The organism is Sphingobacterium sp. SGG-5, from assembly GCF_011043525.1.
Taxonomy (GTDB): Bacteria; Bacteroidota; Bacteroidia; order Sphingobacteriales; family Sphingobacteriaceae; genus Sphingobacterium.
The window spans coordinates 19343-36374 of the sequence record NZ_JAAKGO010000004.1; the positions used below are offsets into that span (position 1 = coordinate 19343).

The 17032-nt window shown below is 44.5% G+C and carries 13 protein-coding genes; 2 read left to right on the top strand and 11 right to left on the bottom strand.

Annotation, left to right across the window (positions count from 1 at the left end):
• Positions 1–11: 11 nt before the first annotated feature.
• The 8 genes from G5B30_RS06590 to G5B30_RS06625 all read right to left on the bottom strand — a co-directional run bounded on the left by G5B30_RS06590 (position 12) and on the right by G5B30_RS06625 (position 11144).
• On the bottom strand, positions 12–3467 hold the full coding sequence (locus G5B30_RS06590) for a SusC/RagA family TonB-linked outer membrane protein (RefSeq protein WP_165319189.1): 3456 nt from the start codon (positions 3465–3467) through the stop codon (positions 12–14).
• 10 nt (positions 3468–3477) lie between these two features.
• Positions 3478–3651, bottom strand: coding sequence for a hypothetical protein (locus G5B30_RS06595; RefSeq protein ID WP_165319190.1), 174 nt, complete (start codon positions 3649–3651; stop codon positions 3478–3480).
• 13 nt (positions 3652–3664) lie between these two features.
• Entirely contained in the window at positions 3665–4696 is a 1032-nt protein-coding gene (locus G5B30_RS06600) for a FecR family protein (protein WP_165319191.1), read from the bottom strand.
• A gap of 53 nt (positions 4697–4749) precedes the next feature.
• Positions 4750–6363: a DUF5689 domain-containing protein gene (locus G5B30_RS06605; RefSeq protein WP_165319192.1), complete on the bottom strand. Its 1614-nt coding sequence runs from the start codon at positions 6361–6363 to the stop codon at positions 4750–4752.
• A 271-nt stretch (positions 6364–6634) separates the two neighbouring features.
• Positions 6635–7189 (bottom strand): RNA polymerase sigma-70 factor, encoded by a 555-nt coding sequence (locus G5B30_RS06610; RefSeq protein ID WP_165319193.1) that lies wholly within the window; start codon positions 7187–7189, stop codon positions 6635–6637.
• A gap of 71 nt (positions 7190–7260) precedes the next feature.
• Complete coding sequence (locus G5B30_RS06615) at positions 7261–7986, bottom strand: MIP/aquaporin family protein (RefSeq protein ID WP_165319194.1); 726 nt, start codon at positions 7984–7986, stop codon at positions 7261–7263.
• Positions 7987–8047: 61 nt separating this feature from the next.
• A complete protein-coding gene (gene glpK / locus G5B30_RS06620) occupies positions 8048–9559 on the bottom strand; it encodes a glycerol kinase GlpK (RefSeq protein WP_165319195.1) in 1512 nt (503 codons plus the stop codon).
• Positions 9560–9584: 25 nt separating this feature from the next.
• On the bottom strand, positions 9585–11144 hold the full coding sequence (locus tag G5B30_RS06625) for a glycerol-3-phosphate dehydrogenase/oxidase (protein ID WP_165319196.1): 1560 nt from the start codon (positions 11142–11144) through the stop codon (positions 9585–9587).
• A 115-nt stretch (positions 11145–11259) separates the two neighbouring features.
• Between G5B30_RS06625 and agaR the strand changes: the two genes are divergently transcribed.
• Both agaR and G5B30_RS06635 read left to right on the top strand, forming a co-directional pair.
• Complete coding sequence (gene agaR / locus G5B30_RS06630; protein ID WP_165319197.1) at positions 11260–12021, top strand: transcriptional repressor AgaR; 762 nt, start codon at positions 11260–11262, stop codon at positions 12019–12021.
• Positions 12022–13803, top strand: coding sequence for an ABC transporter ATP-binding protein (locus G5B30_RS06635; RefSeq protein WP_165319198.1), 1782 nt, complete (start codon positions 12022–12024; stop codon positions 13801–13803). It abuts the gene before it with no gap.
• A 5-nt stretch (positions 13804–13808) separates the two neighbouring features.
• Here the strand turns inward: G5B30_RS06635 and G5B30_RS06640 are convergent, their stop codons facing one another.
• The 3 genes from G5B30_RS06640 to G5B30_RS06650 all read right to left on the bottom strand — a co-directional run bounded on the left by G5B30_RS06640 (position 13809) and on the right by G5B30_RS06650 (position 16980).
• On the bottom strand, positions 13809–15110 hold the full coding sequence (locus tag G5B30_RS06640; protein ID WP_165319199.1) for an anthranilate synthase component I family protein: 1302 nt from the start codon (positions 15108–15110) through the stop codon (positions 13809–13811).
• Positions 15103–16380 carry an adenylosuccinate synthase gene (locus tag G5B30_RS06645; protein WP_165319200.1) on the bottom strand — a complete coding sequence of 426 codons (1278 nt, stop codon included), beginning with the start codon at positions 16378–16380 and terminating at the stop codon, positions 15103–15105. The genes G5B30_RS06640 and G5B30_RS06645 overlap by 8 nt, the downstream gene beginning before the upstream one ends.
• A gap of 102 nt (positions 16381–16482) precedes the next feature.
• Complete coding sequence (locus G5B30_RS06650) at positions 16483–16980, bottom strand: Fur family transcriptional regulator (protein WP_165319201.1); 498 nt, start codon at positions 16978–16980, stop codon at positions 16483–16485.
• Positions 16981–17032 lie beyond the last annotated feature (52 nt).

The following is a 17032-nucleotide window of genomic DNA, read 5'->3' on the forward strand; positions in this document are numbered from 1 at the left end:
TGTGCTGTCGTTTATAAACCTACTGTTAAATTGAATCCTATGGTGCGTGTTGCAGGAAACTGTCCTAACTCAAAACCGCGGGTGATATCCCCGTTGCCTAATGTTCCGAATTCAGGATCAAATATTGGCCAGCTTGACCAAGTGTAAAGATTACGGCCAAAGACTCCGATTGTGGCACGTTGCAGACCAAGTTGCGACAAAAACTCCGGTTTCAATTGATAGTCAAACCTTAATTCTCTCAATTTAAGAAAATCGGTAGAGTAGGAGGTTCCTTCGACATTATCACGACCCATGTGCGCATAATAATAATCCCAGACATTCGTTGCGATGACATCATTTGGTCTGTATGTACCGTCTCCGTTGTCTATGACACCATTTCCAATAATGCCGTTGTAGCGACCAGGCAATGTATTCTTAAGTTTTCCGTGTTCTGCCAATACAGATGATGTAAGTGAATAACCCACAGCACCAAATTGCGCATCAAACAAGAAGCCTATACGGAATTGCTTATATCGGAATTCGTTGTTGATGCCCGCACGCCATTTGGGGTTAGTTTGCCCGATATACATCATCTCATCCGTCAGAACCGGAAGTCCTGCGTTGTAGACAATCTGTCCATCGGGAGCCCGTAGATAACCTCGCCCATATAAGGCATCCATGCGGCCACCGACTTTGGCAATGACTGCACCGCGGCTTCCCGGACCGTTTTGCAGCGTCATTTCCGACATTTCATCTGTCAGTTCTACCACTTTGTTTTTATTCGTACTGAATGTCGCGTTAATATTCCATTCCAAACCATCAGCTTTTCGGATAGGTGTTATTTGGGACTCGAATTCAAAACCACTGTTTTGTATATTCCCTGCATTTACCAGCACCTGGCTTGCACCTGAAGATCGGTCAACGACAGCCTGTAGATGCTGATTGGTGGTGTTCGCATGGTAGTATGTCGCATTCAAAGACCATCTGTTTCTAAACAAGTTCAGGTCGGCACCAATTTCATAACTTGCGGTATTTAAGGGTTTAAGCATAAGATTGGGGACCAATGTCGGATTGGCCCTGCCACCCGGAAAAGTCGGCTCCACAGTATAGTTGAGAGATGTTAGATAAGGCCTCATTCCCCCACTACCGACACCGGCGACAGAAGCACGTACTTTTGCAAGGGAGAAGTATGTGGGTAATGTAACGGCATCCGATAGTATAAAGCTCAAATTGAGCGAAGCATAGGAAAACGGTTTACCCTTGCTGAAAGGCGAAGCCAAAGCGCTATTCCAATCCATACGATAAGAATAGTCGGCGTATAGATAATCTTTATACGATACACCACCCATAGTATATAAACTATTCAATACCAATTCGGATCTGTAGGGATTGGTAACAATGATTCCTGCTGCATTACCGAGGTTGTAAATACCGGGATAGGCAAGAGAATCGGCGTAATTCCGCTCTTGGCTGGCCTCGTTGCGCAAAGTACTTCCGCCTACGGTGACTCGGAACTTGACATCATTGTTAATGGTCTTCTTGTAGTTGACCATGATTTCTGAAGTTGTCTCCGAGTTGTTGATCTGTTGGGTGCGGTACATTCCTTTTCGGAATTTTTCCGTATCCCAAGGGCGTTGTTGACTGCGGCGTTCGGCATTAATATCCAGTGTGGTACGAGCCATGACATCCCAGTTGTCTGAGAATTTGTAGCTTGCTTCGATATTTCCTGTCAACCCGTTCCGTTTGTTTTTATTGAGCATTTCATAGACAATTAAATAAGGATTGTCGGGATAGCTACTGAAAGGATAACTCTGCGCAATATCTTCCTGTCCTTTAAGCCAATAATTTTTGAGCCAGCTTAACGGAGCATTCGGCAACCAAAAGCTATTCCAATACATCAAAGATTGGTTGTTGTATCCAGTTGAAGGTAAATTGTCACTGCCATTTTGCCTGAAATTAATCCGTGCATTAATTTTTAGCTTTTCGGTGACATTATGCCCTGCAGTAAGAGACACATTTTTCCGTTTGTAACCGGTATTCGGGATGATCCAGGAATTGCGTAGATCGGTGAACGAAAACCGCATTCTGGTTTTGTCGTTTCCACCATCAAGGCTGATGGAGTTTGTAGCTGTTATACCTGTGTTGTAAAACTCTTTACGTGCATCGGGATAGGCTTGCCACAACGTCGGTTCGGTCGCTCTCGTCTGCGTTACAGGATCGTATTGATAGAAATATTGACCATCAAATTTTGGCCCCCAGGCAGAACTGGTACTCCGGGTACTCGGAAGACCATTACCTGCCAGAAACGAATAGAAACGCTGTCCTTCGACACCTTGTCCGTACTCATACTGATAATCAGGCCATCTGTTGATCTGTTCGATGGCGGTATTGGAATTGAATGTCACGCCGATCCCTTTCCGGGCACGCCCAGATTTGGTGGTAATGACAATAGCTCCGTTAGCCCCCCTTTGACCGTATAGTGCGGTCGCATTTGCTCCCTTCAGGACAGTCAACGTCTCTATGTCTTCGGGGTTGATATCGCTGATACCTGTTCCAAAGTCGGATGGTGAGTCGCCTCCCAGATAAGCACCGTGTCCAGACCCTACTTGTATACCGCTACTGTTGTTAATGACCACACCGTCGATGACGATCAGTGCTTCATTATCCATTGTCAGATTATTTTCGCCACGCAAGATAATCTTATTGGATCCTGCCGGACCTGCTCCCGACCTCACCAAGTTGACACCGGCTACACGACCTGATAACGCTTCAGACCAATTGTTTGGCATGGTTTCAGCAATTTGCTCTCCTTTAACCTCCGTGGCGGCATAACCAAGAGATCTCGTCTGGCGTTCTAAACCCAACGCTGTCACGATGACTTCCTCCACCTCAGCTGTAACCTCACGCATCACCACATCTACCGTAGTTCTGCCGTCGATAGCAATATCCATGGTCTGGAAACCGATAGACGAGAATGTTAACATGTCGTTCGGTTGCGCCTGAAGTGTATAACTACCGGCATCGTTAGTAGACGTTCTTACCGAAGGTCTGCTTTTTACAGAAACCGTAGCTCCTCGAACGGGGTTTCCAGAACCATCCCTTACCGTTCCTTTTATGGACACGGGTTGAGGCTGTCTTTCGATGACTACATAACCAGAGACCATACGGTACTGTAGATTAGTACCTTCCAAGATTTGCTTTAACGCATCTTTGACACTCACTTCACGGTGAGACAATGTTACACGTTTAGCCTGTGTATTAACTACGTCCGCTGCGTAGGTAAAAGGTATGTTGCTCAATCTCTCCAATTGCAGAAGACTTTCCCGTACACTAGATTGTTCAAAACTTAGGTTGATTTTTTTATCTAAAACCTGTCCTGCTGAAACATTGGAATGAAATACGGTTAATACCAATAACACCACCACTCGTGTCATGTTAAGATGATAAATACGTAATTTTTGGATCATATTAAAAGGTTGTAAATTCATAATTCTGTCCTTAATTTTCCAAAATAGGAAATGTGTTAATGTCGAATACTTTGTTGACATAGAAATCCCCTGTCACCAGAGCTCCTCCGGTTACTGATTGTGAGATTTGATTTTTTTTGAAAGAGATTGCCTGTTTCAGGAAATGTCCTTCTTTTTCTAATGTGTTCTCATTGTTATAGTCCATATCTGTTTTGCAGTTAAAAAATCGTTATATTACCATTATTTTTGTCCAACGCATACTTAAATCCACCCGCAGCGGCTATTACATCCATTATTTGTCGACGTGTTAGATTTTTTTCTAAGATGATGCGAATAGGCCTTTTTGCTAATGAAGGACGTTGTATCTTGATCTCCAGATTGTAGTTTCGTTTTAACGCTTCGACTATTTCGGCTAATGGTCGGTCTTCAAAAATGAGCTTTCCACTCATGAAGGTATCGGCAGATATTGGGGTGGATATACTTGTGTTGGCAATATCCTTTTGCCTATCCCATGCCACTTGTTGTCCCTTTGTTAGGTCAGCCAGCAGGCGCAGTTCTTGATTTTCCAATCGTTGTGATACCCGTACCTTTCCCGAGCTAACGGATACCAGGGTAGGGCTCCCGTTAAAAGACTCCACTTTAAATGATGTACCGAGTACTTGTGTGACTACATCTTCGCTAATTACCAAAAAAGGTCTGTTTGTATCTCTCGCAACCTCAAAAAAAGCTTCGCCTTCGAGTCTTACCTTACGCTCATGCGCTGCAAATCGTGTCGGATACGTCAAGCTACTTTCCGCCCCGAGATAGATGACGGTACTGTCCGAAAGTCGTATAATTGCCCTTTTTCCGTTAGATGTAGTATATGTTGTCCATTCGGTTTCCACCTTGCTTGGGTTGGGTTTGTCCATAAACTTGGAAACGCCCCATAATACACTACCCAAGAGAAGTATAGCCCATATGGCAACTTGCCCAAAGGTAAAAAAGCGCAGTTTCCCGACAGGTCGTGTGCCCGGTTTCTGGTCTATTTTTTCACGAATGACAGCTTTCCATTTTTCCATACGTACAGGATCAGATATCTTATCAGATGGTTGTATGTTCATGTCTTGATACTGCTCTTCCCACACTTTTTCAAACATGTCTATAGCTCCTTTTTGCTGAATGAAATACTCGACAAGATCTTTTTCCGATTTATCGGCATTACCGGCTAAATATTTTTTAATCAATTCTTTGTCGATCCGTGGTTCGCTCATTATAGTCGATTCTTATTTATTAAGACGTAAAAAGAACGACACCCGTGCCTATGTTAAGGTGCAGGTGTCATTTTTGTCGAGTTTGCTGTTTCGATGTCAGTAATTGTCGAAGTTGTGGACAATGAAATAAGGTTACGTGAGCGCGCCTCTTTCCATGTTGCGGTATAAATATCGTATTCGCCACGGAATTCTAGGAAATTATTGTCACCGGTATTTGATACAGAAGATCCCGCACCTCCTACCGAGGAAACATTAATATAATTCGCATCATCAACACTGTTGTACTGGTTGATGAATTTAATAACATCTGTGACGACATAATAGTCTGTATTGGTCACTCTGAAACCTCTATCCGCGCCGTTCACTTGACCGAATAAAGTATAGGTCTTATCAGGATTTCTTAAGAATACTACATCCATTGGTTCCGTGTCATGGTTTACGTCTGTGCCTTTGAATGCTGCCACACCAAATGTCAATCCTGAATTGGCTAATAACCCCCCTGTAGCATTTCCAACACCATCGTACCCTGACTGGCTAAAATAATCGTGTGTTACAATCGACTTCTCTTCAGGGATAGTGTTGATACTTGTGCTACCGTTAACCTTCCTGCTATTCCCATTTAGGTAAAAATACTGGCCTTTAGCAACACTGCCTGAAGTTAGATTAAATTTATATGTACGACTACCTCCTGTTACCCAACCCTCCGCAGGCGGAGTTCCGTTTGTCTGACCGGCATTATTGCAGGTGATAACTGCAAAGTTTTCCTGAGAGAAATCAATGTCTCGCAAAGCTAAAAACTGTATATATTCATGGCTTAGGCGCTCTCCATTGATCTCTTCCGTGTCATTTCCAGAAGGGTTTGCCATCCAGCCCGATATGACAAATGCAGCAGCATCTGGATGAGGATTTAGAGGAGGGAAATCAGTAACAACAGCCATATCTGTCTCTGCACGTAGATATAACACCGGACCGTTTGTAGTGTTGGAGATAATTCCAGAGAAGCGGGCCGTAAGCGGTGCTGCAAGATCTGCAAGCGGAGAATCCATACGAGTGGAAAGCGTTAGCTGTGCAGTACCGCTCACAAGTGCTTTGTTGCCAGACAAATTATCCCCACGTACTGCTGCGGGTGTGAACCCTAATGCTGTTTCCGTTGTGATGAACGTACTCTCGTAAGTATTCGGGTCGGCCGCGATGGCTTCAATACTCAATCGATTCTCAGAAATATGTCTTCTGGATGCAATTTTTACAATATTCTCAGGCTGAATGTTAGTTAATTGCAGATGGTTATTTATTCGGGTAAGAATACCACCCTCGACGTCGATTACCAGTGAATCTCCCGGCACATACTTTGCTGCTTCCCCAGCTTCCAATGGAATTGTAATCCCACGGAGCATATTCTGATGTCTTCTGTCTTGTGCGACCAACCATCCGTCTGGTAGGTTACCGGCGGAGTGGTCCGAAGTTACGACTACAGCCAATTGGTGTGTACCCGACATGTTTTCCTTTGTCAAGGTCACATCTTCACCCGTATACAGGCTGCGAAGGTTGTACAGCGCAATAATCGTGTTGGGTGCTTCTGGGTATGGATCGGGATCTGGGCCGAGATCTGAATTGTTACCTACCGGGGAATCCTTGCTGCAAGCATTCCATAGTAATACAATTGCCATAAGGCATAAGATTCTAAAAAATGTGGCTTTCATGTTAATAAGTTGGGCTTTTTTTTTCATTAGAGCGAAATGTGAGGTTTTGCAATAGATATTTATATGGTTACTTCTATATACTATGGCGTAATAATTGGCTGTTACCCTTGCTTTATTTTCACAAAAATCTAAAAATGGGTGTAAGTTATTGTGTATCAGTAGTAATATTTTGTGCGCTTTTCCTGATGAATAGGGAAGGATAAAATTGTGTGGTATTTTGCAAAACGAAATTGGTAGCTTATGTCGTCGGAGGTAGGCTCCTACGCATCATTTTTAACGCATTGGTAATATGCCCTTCTACCGTTTTTTTTGATATATTTAGGTGAGAGGATATTTCAGCGTGGGTAAGTTCTTGTATACGGCTCAATTCAAATACTTTCTTGCATTGAGTGGGAAGAGAATGAAGTGTTTTGTGGTATTGTTCTTCTAACTCCGCTATCTCGACGGTTGTTCCAGCGTGGCTGTTGTCCTTGATATAACTACCATTTTCAGGAAGAGATTCCAAAGGGACTGTCTTTATTACGGCTTTGCGCAAATGATCAAAGACTTTGTTTTTGATTGCCTTAGATAGGTATGGCGCCACTTTCTCTATATCGTCGGCTTGTGCTCGATGTTCCCATAACCATAGCATGACATCCATCATCAATTCTTCAGCTACCTGGGGATGTTGGACATATTTTAAAGCAAAATCATGTAGACGTTCAGCATAACGCTCGAAAAGAACTTCGAAAGATAGCGTATCTCCCTCTTTCATTCTCTTTATCAGTATATTATCCGTCAAGTGTGATCTCATTTTACGAATTGTTTTCACGCAATGAAATTAACCATAGTATTGTGTTCTAAGGTTAAGGTTGTGTTAACTTTCTAATATATAATCAAATAAAGTAAAGAAGCAACGACAGCGCCTATCAACGGCCCTACCACGGGAACCCACGCATAAGACGCATTAAAATCAGCCTTATTCTTAATTGGCAGCAAAGTGTGCATAATCCGCGGACCTAAATCTCGCGCGGGATTAATCGCATAGCCGGTTGTTCCTCCTAAAGATAGACCGATGACCCAGACTAAAAGTGCGACAGGAAGTGCCCCGATAGACCCTAGGCCGATGGGTGACGAATCCGGTAATGAAGCTCCGGTAAAATGCAGGATAGTGAAAATCAGGACAAAGGTGCCTACAATTTCAGAAACCAAATTTATAGGGAGGTTTTTGATAGCCGGTGCGGTACAAAAGACAGCTTGTTTGGTTCCCGGATCGTCGGTCCGGTCAAAATGGTCTTTGTACATGAGCCATACCAAAAAGGCACCCCCCATGGCGCCGATGAACTGTCCCGCCATGTACACCAAAGCGGTTGACATATCTATTTTCTCCAACACGAGGTTTGCGAGTGTAACAGCACAATTGAGATGCGCTCCACTATAGGGCCCTGCTATGGTCACCCCCACAAATACAGCAAATGCCCAGGCCGTGGTGATAACCATCCACCCTGAGTTATTACCCTTGGTTCCTTCAAGAACGACATTGGCGACTACGCCACCTCCTAAAAGGATCATCGAGCCAGTGCCTAAAATTTCTGCGACAAAAGGAGTCATATGAATTACGAATTATGAATTACGAATTATGAATTACGAATTATGAATTACGAATTGTCTATTAATACTGCTCATTATTCTCATAATCAGCCCAGAATTTAGCGGTCTCCGTGGCTCGTTTCCATTCTTTCAGTTGAGGGCTAAAGTCTCGATTTTTACTCGGTATAAAGACTTTATCCTCCTTCCACAGCGCCTGCAATTCTTTGATGTCCTTCCAGAAGCCGACTGCCAATCCCGCCAAGAATGCAGCCCCCATAGCTGTCGTTTCGGTGATGTAAGGTCTGATCACTTGCGATTTGACGATATCTGCTTGAAATTGCATGAGGAAATTATTCTGCGTCGCACCACCGTCAACACGCAACTCCTTAATCTTTGTGTTGGCATCACTTTCCATAGCTTTCAGGATGTCGTACGTCTGGTAAGCAATGCTTTCGAGCGAAGCCCGGGCGATATGCGCATCATTTGCACCACGCGATAAGCCCACGATCGTGCCCCGGGCTTGCGGGTTCCAGTGCGGTGCACCCAATCCCGAAAAAGCAGGCACAAGATATACCCCGTTGGTATCTTCTACGCTGGTGGCCAGTTTTTCGATATCACCCGACCGTTTGATGATTCCCAGTTCATCCCGAAGCCATTGTACTACGGCACCACCAATGAATATACTTCCTTCGAGGGCGTAATTCACTTCCTTCCCAATTTTCCAAGCAACGGTTGTCACCAGCTTATTCTTTGACACAATAGGCTTGTTGCCGATGTTCATCAACAGGAAGCAACCTGTGCCGTACGTGTTTTTAACCATTCCTTTTGCGGTACACAGTTGCCCAAATAAGGCCGATTGTTGGTCCCCCGCGATGCCCGCGATGGGGATACGATGGCTGATCAGTTCTTGGCTGGTTTCGCCATAGACCTCCGAGCTGCTACACACTGTCGGCAACATAGACCGTGGTATTTCAAATATGTCAAGCAATTCGTCGTCCCAATCCAGTGTTGTTATATTGAAGAGCAAGGTCCGCGAGGCGTTCGTAACATCTGTAATATGTTTTTCACCGTTCGTCAGGTTGTACACCAACCAGGAATCTACTGTTCCAAACGCCAGTTCCCCCTTCTCCGCTAAAGCGCGGGCACCCTTCACGTGTTTGAGCATCCAGTTGATTTTCGAAGCCGAAAAGTAAGCATCGATCAACAACCCAGTTTTTTCTTGAATAATCCTATCATGTCCCTGCGAGCTGATTGACTGGCAATAATCCGCCGTCCGTCTATCCTGCCAAACGATCGCGTTACAGATCGGTTTACCTGTTTTTCGGTTCCACACAACCGTCGTCTCGCGTTGATTGGTTATGCCGATCGCTTTTATCGAATCAAGTTTTACCTTCGCTTTAGCCACTACTTCCGTCATCACCGCCAGTTGTGTCGACCAGATTTCCTCTGCGTCATGTTCCACCCATCCCGACTGGGGATAAATCTGTTTAAATTCTTTCTGTGCAATATTGACAGCTTCCCCTCGCTGATCAAACAGTATCGCCCGGGAGCTGGTCGTGCCCTGATCTAATGCTAATATGTATTCCTTTATCATGCTTTTGGTTTATAATCGTTATGTATTATATTACATAATTACGAACTAATTGTTTGTAACTATTGATTTCGTTTTCTATCCATTCATCCGATTTTCCGAGACATTGCGCCATGATACGTGCCACTTTAGGGGCGGCCTCTAAAGAAGCCTGCGCATCTAACAAAATGAATCGTATGCGTCGTGCCAGGAAGTCTTCTACCCGTAAAGCCATCTCTTGCTGACATGCCCATACCACCTCAGCAGCGATGAAATCATACCTATCGTGGAGCTTTTCCTTAAGTTCAGGATTACTTTCTGTTAGTTGCATAATCTCTTGAACATCACTGCCGTATACCTGCCAATGTCCGGTATGTTTTTCTTTTGTGAAACCATGTATAGGTAGATCCGTGGTGCGGCACTCCTTAACAGGAAGATGGCCGATTTTGATGGCCATATCAACCGTCTCTTCCGCCATTTTACGGTAGGTCGTCCATTTCCCTCCCGTAATGGTGATCAGATTTGAAGCACTGCTTATCAATTTATGATCCCGTGAGATTTCCTTGGTGCTGTTGGCGTCGCCTTCGGTAGGAGCGGCTAAAGGTCGCAATCCTGCAAAGATGCTTAAGATATCTTTCTTAGTCGGTGCATTTTCCAGATATTGATCTGCTGTCTTTAAGATAAAATCAATCTCTTGATCCAATGGTTTCGGTTCGATTTCATGCGCATTGAGTGGCGTATCCGTGGTGCCGAGCAATACTTTTCCATGCCATGGAACACCAAACAAAACACGGCCATCGCTTGTCTCGGGAATCATGAGGGCGTCCTCATTGCCCAAGAATTTCTTATCTACCACCAGGTGCGTACCTTGGCTGGGGCGTACCAGATTCCGATGGGACGGTGTGTCGAGCTTCAGAATATCATCTACAAAAATACCTGTGGCATTGATAACCGCTTTTGCGCTGACAGTATAACTTACTCCCGTTTCCCGATCCACGAATGTTAGTCCGTTGACTTTTTGGTTGGCGTCTTTTTCGATCCGGACTACTTCCGCATAGTTTAATACGGTCGCGCCATGTTCCATTGCCGTTTGTGCTAAATTGATCGCCAACCGTGCATCGTCAAATTGACCATCATAATACTGTACTCCGCCGATAAGATCTTTGGTTTTTACCTTCGGAAGTTTTTCTACTACTTCCTTTTTACTGAGAAGCGTTGATTTTCCGATACGGAGTTTGCCCGCCATCCAGTCGTACACCTTTAGCCCGATAAGAAATTTCAGCTTACCAAATAGGCTGTAAGAGGGGATAACAAAACTCTGAACAAAAGAAACATGCGGTGCATTCTTGAAAATCAACCCTCTCTCCCGCAACGCAGAATAGACCAGTTTGACATCGCCGTTGGCCAAGTAACGAACGCCGCCATGTACGAGCTTTGTGCTTTTGCTGGAGGTTCCTTTTGCGAAATCATACTTTTCCAACAAAAGGGTTTTATATCCCCTTGACGCTGCATCTGCCGCAATACCGACCCCGGTTGCCCCCCCTCCGATAATAGCAATATCCCAACTTTTTTCTATAGCACTAAGAGCTTCATTTCTGTTTGGTTTCATTTTGTTTTATATGTTTTTGTTTTATTTACATGGTAAATATAGATAAAATCGAAGAAAAACGAAACTAACTGAAAAAAATAGTTACTATGTTGAATAAGTTTTTTACATTCGGGATATGAATAATGTCGAGCGGCACCAGTATATTATCAAGCAAATCAAGAAAAACGGGCATGTATCCGTCTTGGATTTGTGTGAAGAATTGGAAGTTTCTTCTGTAACAATCCGAAAAGATTTACAGTTTTTGGAAGACTCGGGTTTAGTCTATCGGACACATGGAGGAGCTACTAGTCAAAATCCATATCAGACCGATCGCCCCGTATTCGAAAAGGAAAAGATACACGAAGAGGAAAAGCAGCTCATCGCCCGCGCGGCCTCGAAGTTGATTGTTCCCAACGATTCGATCATTATCGGATCGGGCACTACGACGCAGTTTCTGGCTCGGGAAATGAGTCCGCTGGGTGATCTAACAGTTGTTACTTCAGCATTGAATGTTACAATGGAGTTGGTGAAGCACCCGAATGTGGAGGTGATCCAATTGGGAGGGTCTGTGCGTCGATCTTCTACTTCGGTTACAGGACCTTACGCCAATACGATATTAGGCAACTTTTTCTGCTCGAAGTTGTTTTTAGGTGTAGACGGTATCGATCTGGATTTTGGTATTTCCACCACCAGTGCGCAGGAAGCGATGTTGAATCAGAAGATGATTGACGTCGCACAACAGGTGATTATACTGGCCGATTCGAGCAAGTTTGGGCGTAAAAGTTTCGGGAAGATTGTGGATTTTTCCAAGATTGATGTGGTGATTAGCGACGATATCCCTTCTTCTTTTCGGGAAATGTTCGAATCCATGGGGATTGAAGCTATTATATGTAAGTAAGTGACTCTTTCACAACTATTTGTAAAAATATTACCTTTCACGAAGCCGTATAAAAACCTGATTTTTTATACGCTGATCCTTACTGTGATCGGATCCCTGGCCGTGCAGGTCAATGCCTATATTTTAAAATATACTGTAGATACCATCAGCGACCTCCTTGTTGAAGGTACCCCTTTGGTACGCGGCCTCTATATCCTTGGTTTTATTTCGGCTATCTTATTGGCGAAAGAGGTGGTTTATGCCTGTATACAATTCGGCCAGAAGTTTTACGGCGAAAAGTTACGGATTATGATTGCCCGGGATTTTTCTCAGGCGATCGTCGACAGGATACTGACTTACCGTATGGCTTTCTATACCTCTGCGGAGAATGAGTCCGGCAAGCTACAGACCCGGATCGATGCTAGCATCAGTTCGCTGACACGTCTGGTGCAGAATTTCTTTATCGACATTTTACCTTTGTTTGCCAATGCCATTGTCGCCTTGATATGTATGTTTCTGGCCAATTTTTATGTCGGGCTCGTTGGTCTGTTTATTGTCCCGGTTTATTTTTATGTTTCTCAGTTACAGGCTACGAAATTGTCCGGCTTCCGCAGACGCATGCGGAGCTATCGGGAGAATAAAAGCAACCAGATTATCAATCTGATCGATTCCATCATGGTGATTAAATCTTTCGTACGGGAGGATATTGAGGCCGAGCGGCATCGGAGTATCCAGTATGACATGACCGAAAACCAGATGCAGACCCGGAAGACTGGTTTTATCTTCTATAGTATCAAAAGTTTCATCGAACAGATTGGTGTGGTCATTGTGATTATTCTCACCGCATACTTTGTACTGAACGATCAGATGACATTAGGTGCTATCATGTTTCACATCATGTTATTTAATAACGTCTCGGCACCGATCCGGCAGCTGCACCGGATTTATGACGAAGTCAATGACGCCCTTATCTACTCCGAGAGCTTTTTCGATATTCTGGAAGCCGACGATGCTCATGAGCAAAGTGGCGGATATATTCCGACTACGCTTCGGGGAGAGATACGCATGCAAGATGTCGACTTTGAATACCCTAACGGCGTAAAAGCGTTGCATCGGATTTCGATGACGGTTAAGCCCAACCAGATTACGGCCCTGGTCGGATTGAGTGGGGCAGGAAAGAGTACGATTATCAATCTTCTGGACAAATTCTACCATCCTTCTTCGGGTCAGATCTTGCTGGATGGGATAGATCTCCGGGAATACGATACGGATTTTTTGCGACGTAACGTCGGTCTTGTGCTGCAAAGAAATCATATTTTCAAAGGTTCTATCCGCGAAAATATCCGATATGGACGGGTGGAGGCCACCGAAGAGGAGATTATCGACTCGGCTAAAAAGGCATTTATCCACGAACAGATTACGGAATTGCCCAATGGCTACGATTCTGAAGCCCATTTATTATCCGGCGGACAGCAGCAGCGGATTGCCATTGCACGGATGTTTCTGAAAAATCCGCCGATTATCTTTTTGGATGAACCAACGGCCAACTTAGACGCTATCGCGACGGAACAGATCAAGAAAAGTCTGGATGCGATAAAAGTTGGGCGTACTGTTGTGATTGTGTCTCATTCCATCTCTCAGATTATCGATGCGTCACATATTATAGTCATGGAAAAGGGCAGGGTAGTGGAGGATGGTACACACGATACGTTATATCAAAAGAAAGGGACATATTACCGTATCTTCAGTGCAATGGCGAATAGTTTGAATATTCAAAAGATAACAGAAAGTATACGGGGGTGACCTTACTAAGGTAACGTGGTGCCGAGCGTCTTTAAGATAGCACTGGCTTTCAACAGGCATTCTTCGTACTCTTTTTCGACTTGGGCGTCAATGGTGATCGCTCCGCCAGTATGAAAGGAGAGATAAGCTTTTGCCCGGTTGTATAAGATCGTCCGTATCACCACGTTAAAGTCGAAGTCACCATCCGGTGCGAAATAACCCACGGCACCTGCATAAATACCCCGACGGCTATGTTCATACTGGTCACATAATGCCATCGCACTTATTTTCGGGGCACCTGTCATCGATCCCGGCGGAAATATATTTTTGAGGGCTTCGATATCACCAATTTCGGGACTTTTGGTGCACGTGATCGTCGATACCAGCTGATGTACCTGCCGATAGCTTTTCACCTCCAGCTTACGCTCCGCGGCGACCGTTCCGGGTTTCGCACTGCGTGTCATGTCGTTACGCACTAGGTCGACGATCATCACATTCTCGGCGACTTCCTTGGGATTTGTGCGCAGGGCCTCTCGTATCGCTTCGTCTTCCGCCTGCGAGCGACCGCGCGGTGCCGTCCCTTTGATCGGTTGTGATATTAGCGTTTCGCCCCGTTTCGCTAAAAAACGTTCTGGCGATGCCGATAGGATGTATTGGTCGCCATGCTTAAAGAATGTCGAAAATGGGGTAGGCGATATTTTATTCAGCGCCAGATACGTGGATACCGGTTCAATCACGGCATCTTCGGCATAAAACTCCTGACAAAGGTTGACTTCATAAATATCGCCCCGTTGGATATGATTTTTTAACTGTTCAAAGGCATACATATAGTCCGCTTTGGACATTCTCTTCTGAATTTGCAGCGGTGATACCGTCGCGGAAGGAGTAGTGTCCGTACGCATGATCTGAGCAAACACCGCATGCGCATCTAAAGTATCCGATGTATGGATGTTTACGGTCTCTTTTGCAATCCGGATGACGATTTGGGGAACAAAGAAATGGGCGTCGGGGAACTCCAGTATGTTGGGGAAGGAGGTGGATAACTCCTCGATTTCATTTTTAAGATCGTAACTAAAAAAGCCAAACATCCAGCGTTGTGGATGTCGGGCTTTAAAGTCGTTAAGCTTGTCAAATGTATGCGGCCCCGTATGGGTAAAAATTGCTGCGGCGCCAACGGCTAACAGCGTATCTATCGAACCATATTCATCGGCATAGCCGTTGGAATGAAGAAAGCAGACTTGTTCAAACTGCTGTGCCCAGGTCAATGCCCGTTGCTCAAATACCGATCGTTCAACTTCCAATAGGGCCGTAGCCGCATTTTTATGCATGCAACTCAATCGTTTGGGTACGATCCGGTCCTACAGATAAAAACCGGATAGGTACTTCCAATATCTTTTCTAAGTAAGCAATATAGTTTTTTAACGCAGTCGGCACCTCTTCGGGGTTACGAATACCGGTCAGATCTTGCTTCCAACCTTCCAGTTCCTCGAGGATTGGCTCCGGTTTGATAGTATTGATATCGTACGGCATATAGTCGATCACCTCACCGTCGTATTTATAATGCGTACATGCATATATCTTGTCAAACGTATCGAGTACGTCCGCCTTCATCATGATCAATTCCGTCACACCATTCAACATGATCGCATATTTCAAGGCAGGAAGGTCGATCCATCCGGTACGACGTGCCCGTCCTGTTGTTGCGCCAAATTCGTGGCCCAATTGACGTAGCTTTTCGCCGGTTTCATCCTCCAGTTCGGTCGGGAACGGTCCTCCGCCCACACGGGTACAATAGGCTTTAAAAATTCCGAATACTTTTCCGATTTTATTCGGTGCAATACCCAGACCGGTACACGCACCTGCTGTTGTCGTATTAGAAGACGTCACAAAAGGATATGAACCAAAATCAATATCCAGCAATGTACCCTGTGCACCTTCTGCCAAAACTTTCTTGCCGTCTTTTAGGTACTGATTGACCAGATGTTCCGAATCCACATGCGGAATGGTTTTAATAAACTCTATGGCCGCAAGGAAAGCTTCTTCCCGTTCCTTAAAGTCCGGAATTTCTCCATAATGTGCCAGTATGTTGAGGTGTTTCTCTTTCAGTTTTTCATAACGCTCCTTAAAATCCGGTAGGGTTGTATCACCTACACGCAAGCCGTTACGTCCTGTCTTATCCATATACGTCGGGCCGATACCTTTTAGGGTCGATCCGATCTTGCTCGATCCCATTTTCGATTCGGAAGCGGCGTCTAACAACTGATGCGTCGGCAATATCAGGTGTGCTTTACGTGCTAATACCAGTTTCCCTGCACCCACCGGATCAAACCCCGCAGCCCTCAGGTTGTCGAGCTCCCGTTTGATGATGATGGGGTCAATGACGACACCATTCCCGATAAGGTTTAAGGTTTTCGGGTTGAAAATTCCCGATGGAATTGTATTTAAAACAAATTTCTTGTTGTCAAATTCTAAGGTATGTCCGGCATTCGGACCTCCCTGGAAGCGTGCGATCAAATCGTATTGAGGACAGAGTACATCGACGATCTTTCCTTTACCCTCATCGCCCCATTGTAGGCCCAGTAGCACATCTACTTGCATAGCTTTTTGTTTGTTGTTGAAAATGATTAAAAAATAAATGTTCGGAAAATAGATGCGGCTATTTTCCGAACAAATTTAGTATTTAAAATATTGTAATGGGAATTAATTTGAAATTACTTCTTTTTTCAATTTTGCTTTTTCTTCACTGGATTTTTGTATCTGGCAATGTTGGCAGATTCCATATAGATTAAGGGAATGGTGCTTGATGTCAAATTTCAAGAGGTCACCGATCATCGTCTGTATCTGGTGAATGCGGGGGTCGCAAAACTCGACGACTTTGTTGCATTCAATACAGATCACATGGTCGTGTTGCTTATACCCATACGATTTTTCGAATTGAGCCATATTCCGGCCAAACTGATGCTTCGTCACTAAGTCACACGATACCAGTAGCTCTAACGTATTATAGACCGTGGCACGGCTTACCCGGTATTTTTTGTTTTTCATGTGGATATAGAGTGACTCCACATCAAAGTGATCATTTCTCGAATAAATCTCTTCCAGAATAGCATAGCGCTCCGGCGTTTTCCTTAGATTTTTGTTTTCTAAGTATGCTTCGAAGATCTTTTTGACCGTTTCGTAATTTTCAGCTTGATTCATGTTATCCTTTTGCTTACAGCAAACTTACCAATTTCTATTGTTATTTCGTAGT

Excerpts from the sequence above, each read along its gene's own strand:
- G5B30_RS06645 (WP_165319200.1), bottom strand. The coding sequence starts at position 16,380 with ATGCAAGTAGATGTGCTACTGGGCCTACAATGGGGCGATGAGGGTAAA.
- G5B30_RS06605 (WP_165319192.1), bottom strand. The coding sequence starts at position 6,363 with ATGGCAATTGTATTACTATGGAATGCTTGCAGCAAGGATTCCCCGGTA.
- G5B30_RS06590 (WP_165319189.1), bottom strand. The coding sequence starts at position 3,467 with ATGAATTTACAACCTTTTAATATGATCCAAAAATTACGTATTTATCAT.
- glpK (WP_165319195.1), bottom strand. The coding sequence starts at position 9,559 with ATGATAAAGGAATACATATTAGCATTAGATCAGGGCACGACCAGCTCC.
- agaR (WP_165319197.1), top strand. The coding sequence starts at position 11,260 with ATGAATAATGTCGAGCGGCACCAGTATATTATCAAGCAAATCAAGAAA.
- G5B30_RS06615 (WP_165319194.1), bottom strand. The coding sequence starts at position 7,986 with ATGACTCCTTTTGTCGCAGAAATTTTAGGCACTGGCTCGATGATCCTT.
- G5B30_RS06625 (WP_165319196.1), bottom strand. The coding sequence starts at position 11,144 with ATGAAACCAAACAGAAATGAAGCTCTTAGTGCTATAGAAAAAAGTTGG.
- G5B30_RS06640 (WP_165319199.1), bottom strand. The coding sequence starts at position 15,110 with ATGCATAAAAATGCGGCTACGGCCCTATTGGAAGTTGAACGATCGGTA.
- G5B30_RS06610 (WP_165319193.1), bottom strand. The coding sequence starts at position 7,189 with ATGAGATCACACTTGACGGATAATATACTGATAAAGAGAATGAAAGAG.
- G5B30_RS06595 (WP_165319190.1), bottom strand. The coding sequence starts at position 3,651 with ATGGACTATAACAATGAGAACACATTAGAAAAAGAAGGACATTTCCTG.
- G5B30_RS06650 (WP_165319201.1), bottom strand. The coding sequence starts at position 16,980 with ATGAATCAAGCTGAAAATTACGAAACGGTCAAAAAGATCTTCGAAGCA.
- G5B30_RS06600 (WP_165319191.1), bottom strand. The coding sequence starts at position 4,696 with ATGAGCGAACCACGGATCGACAAAGAATTGATTAAAAAATATTTAGCC.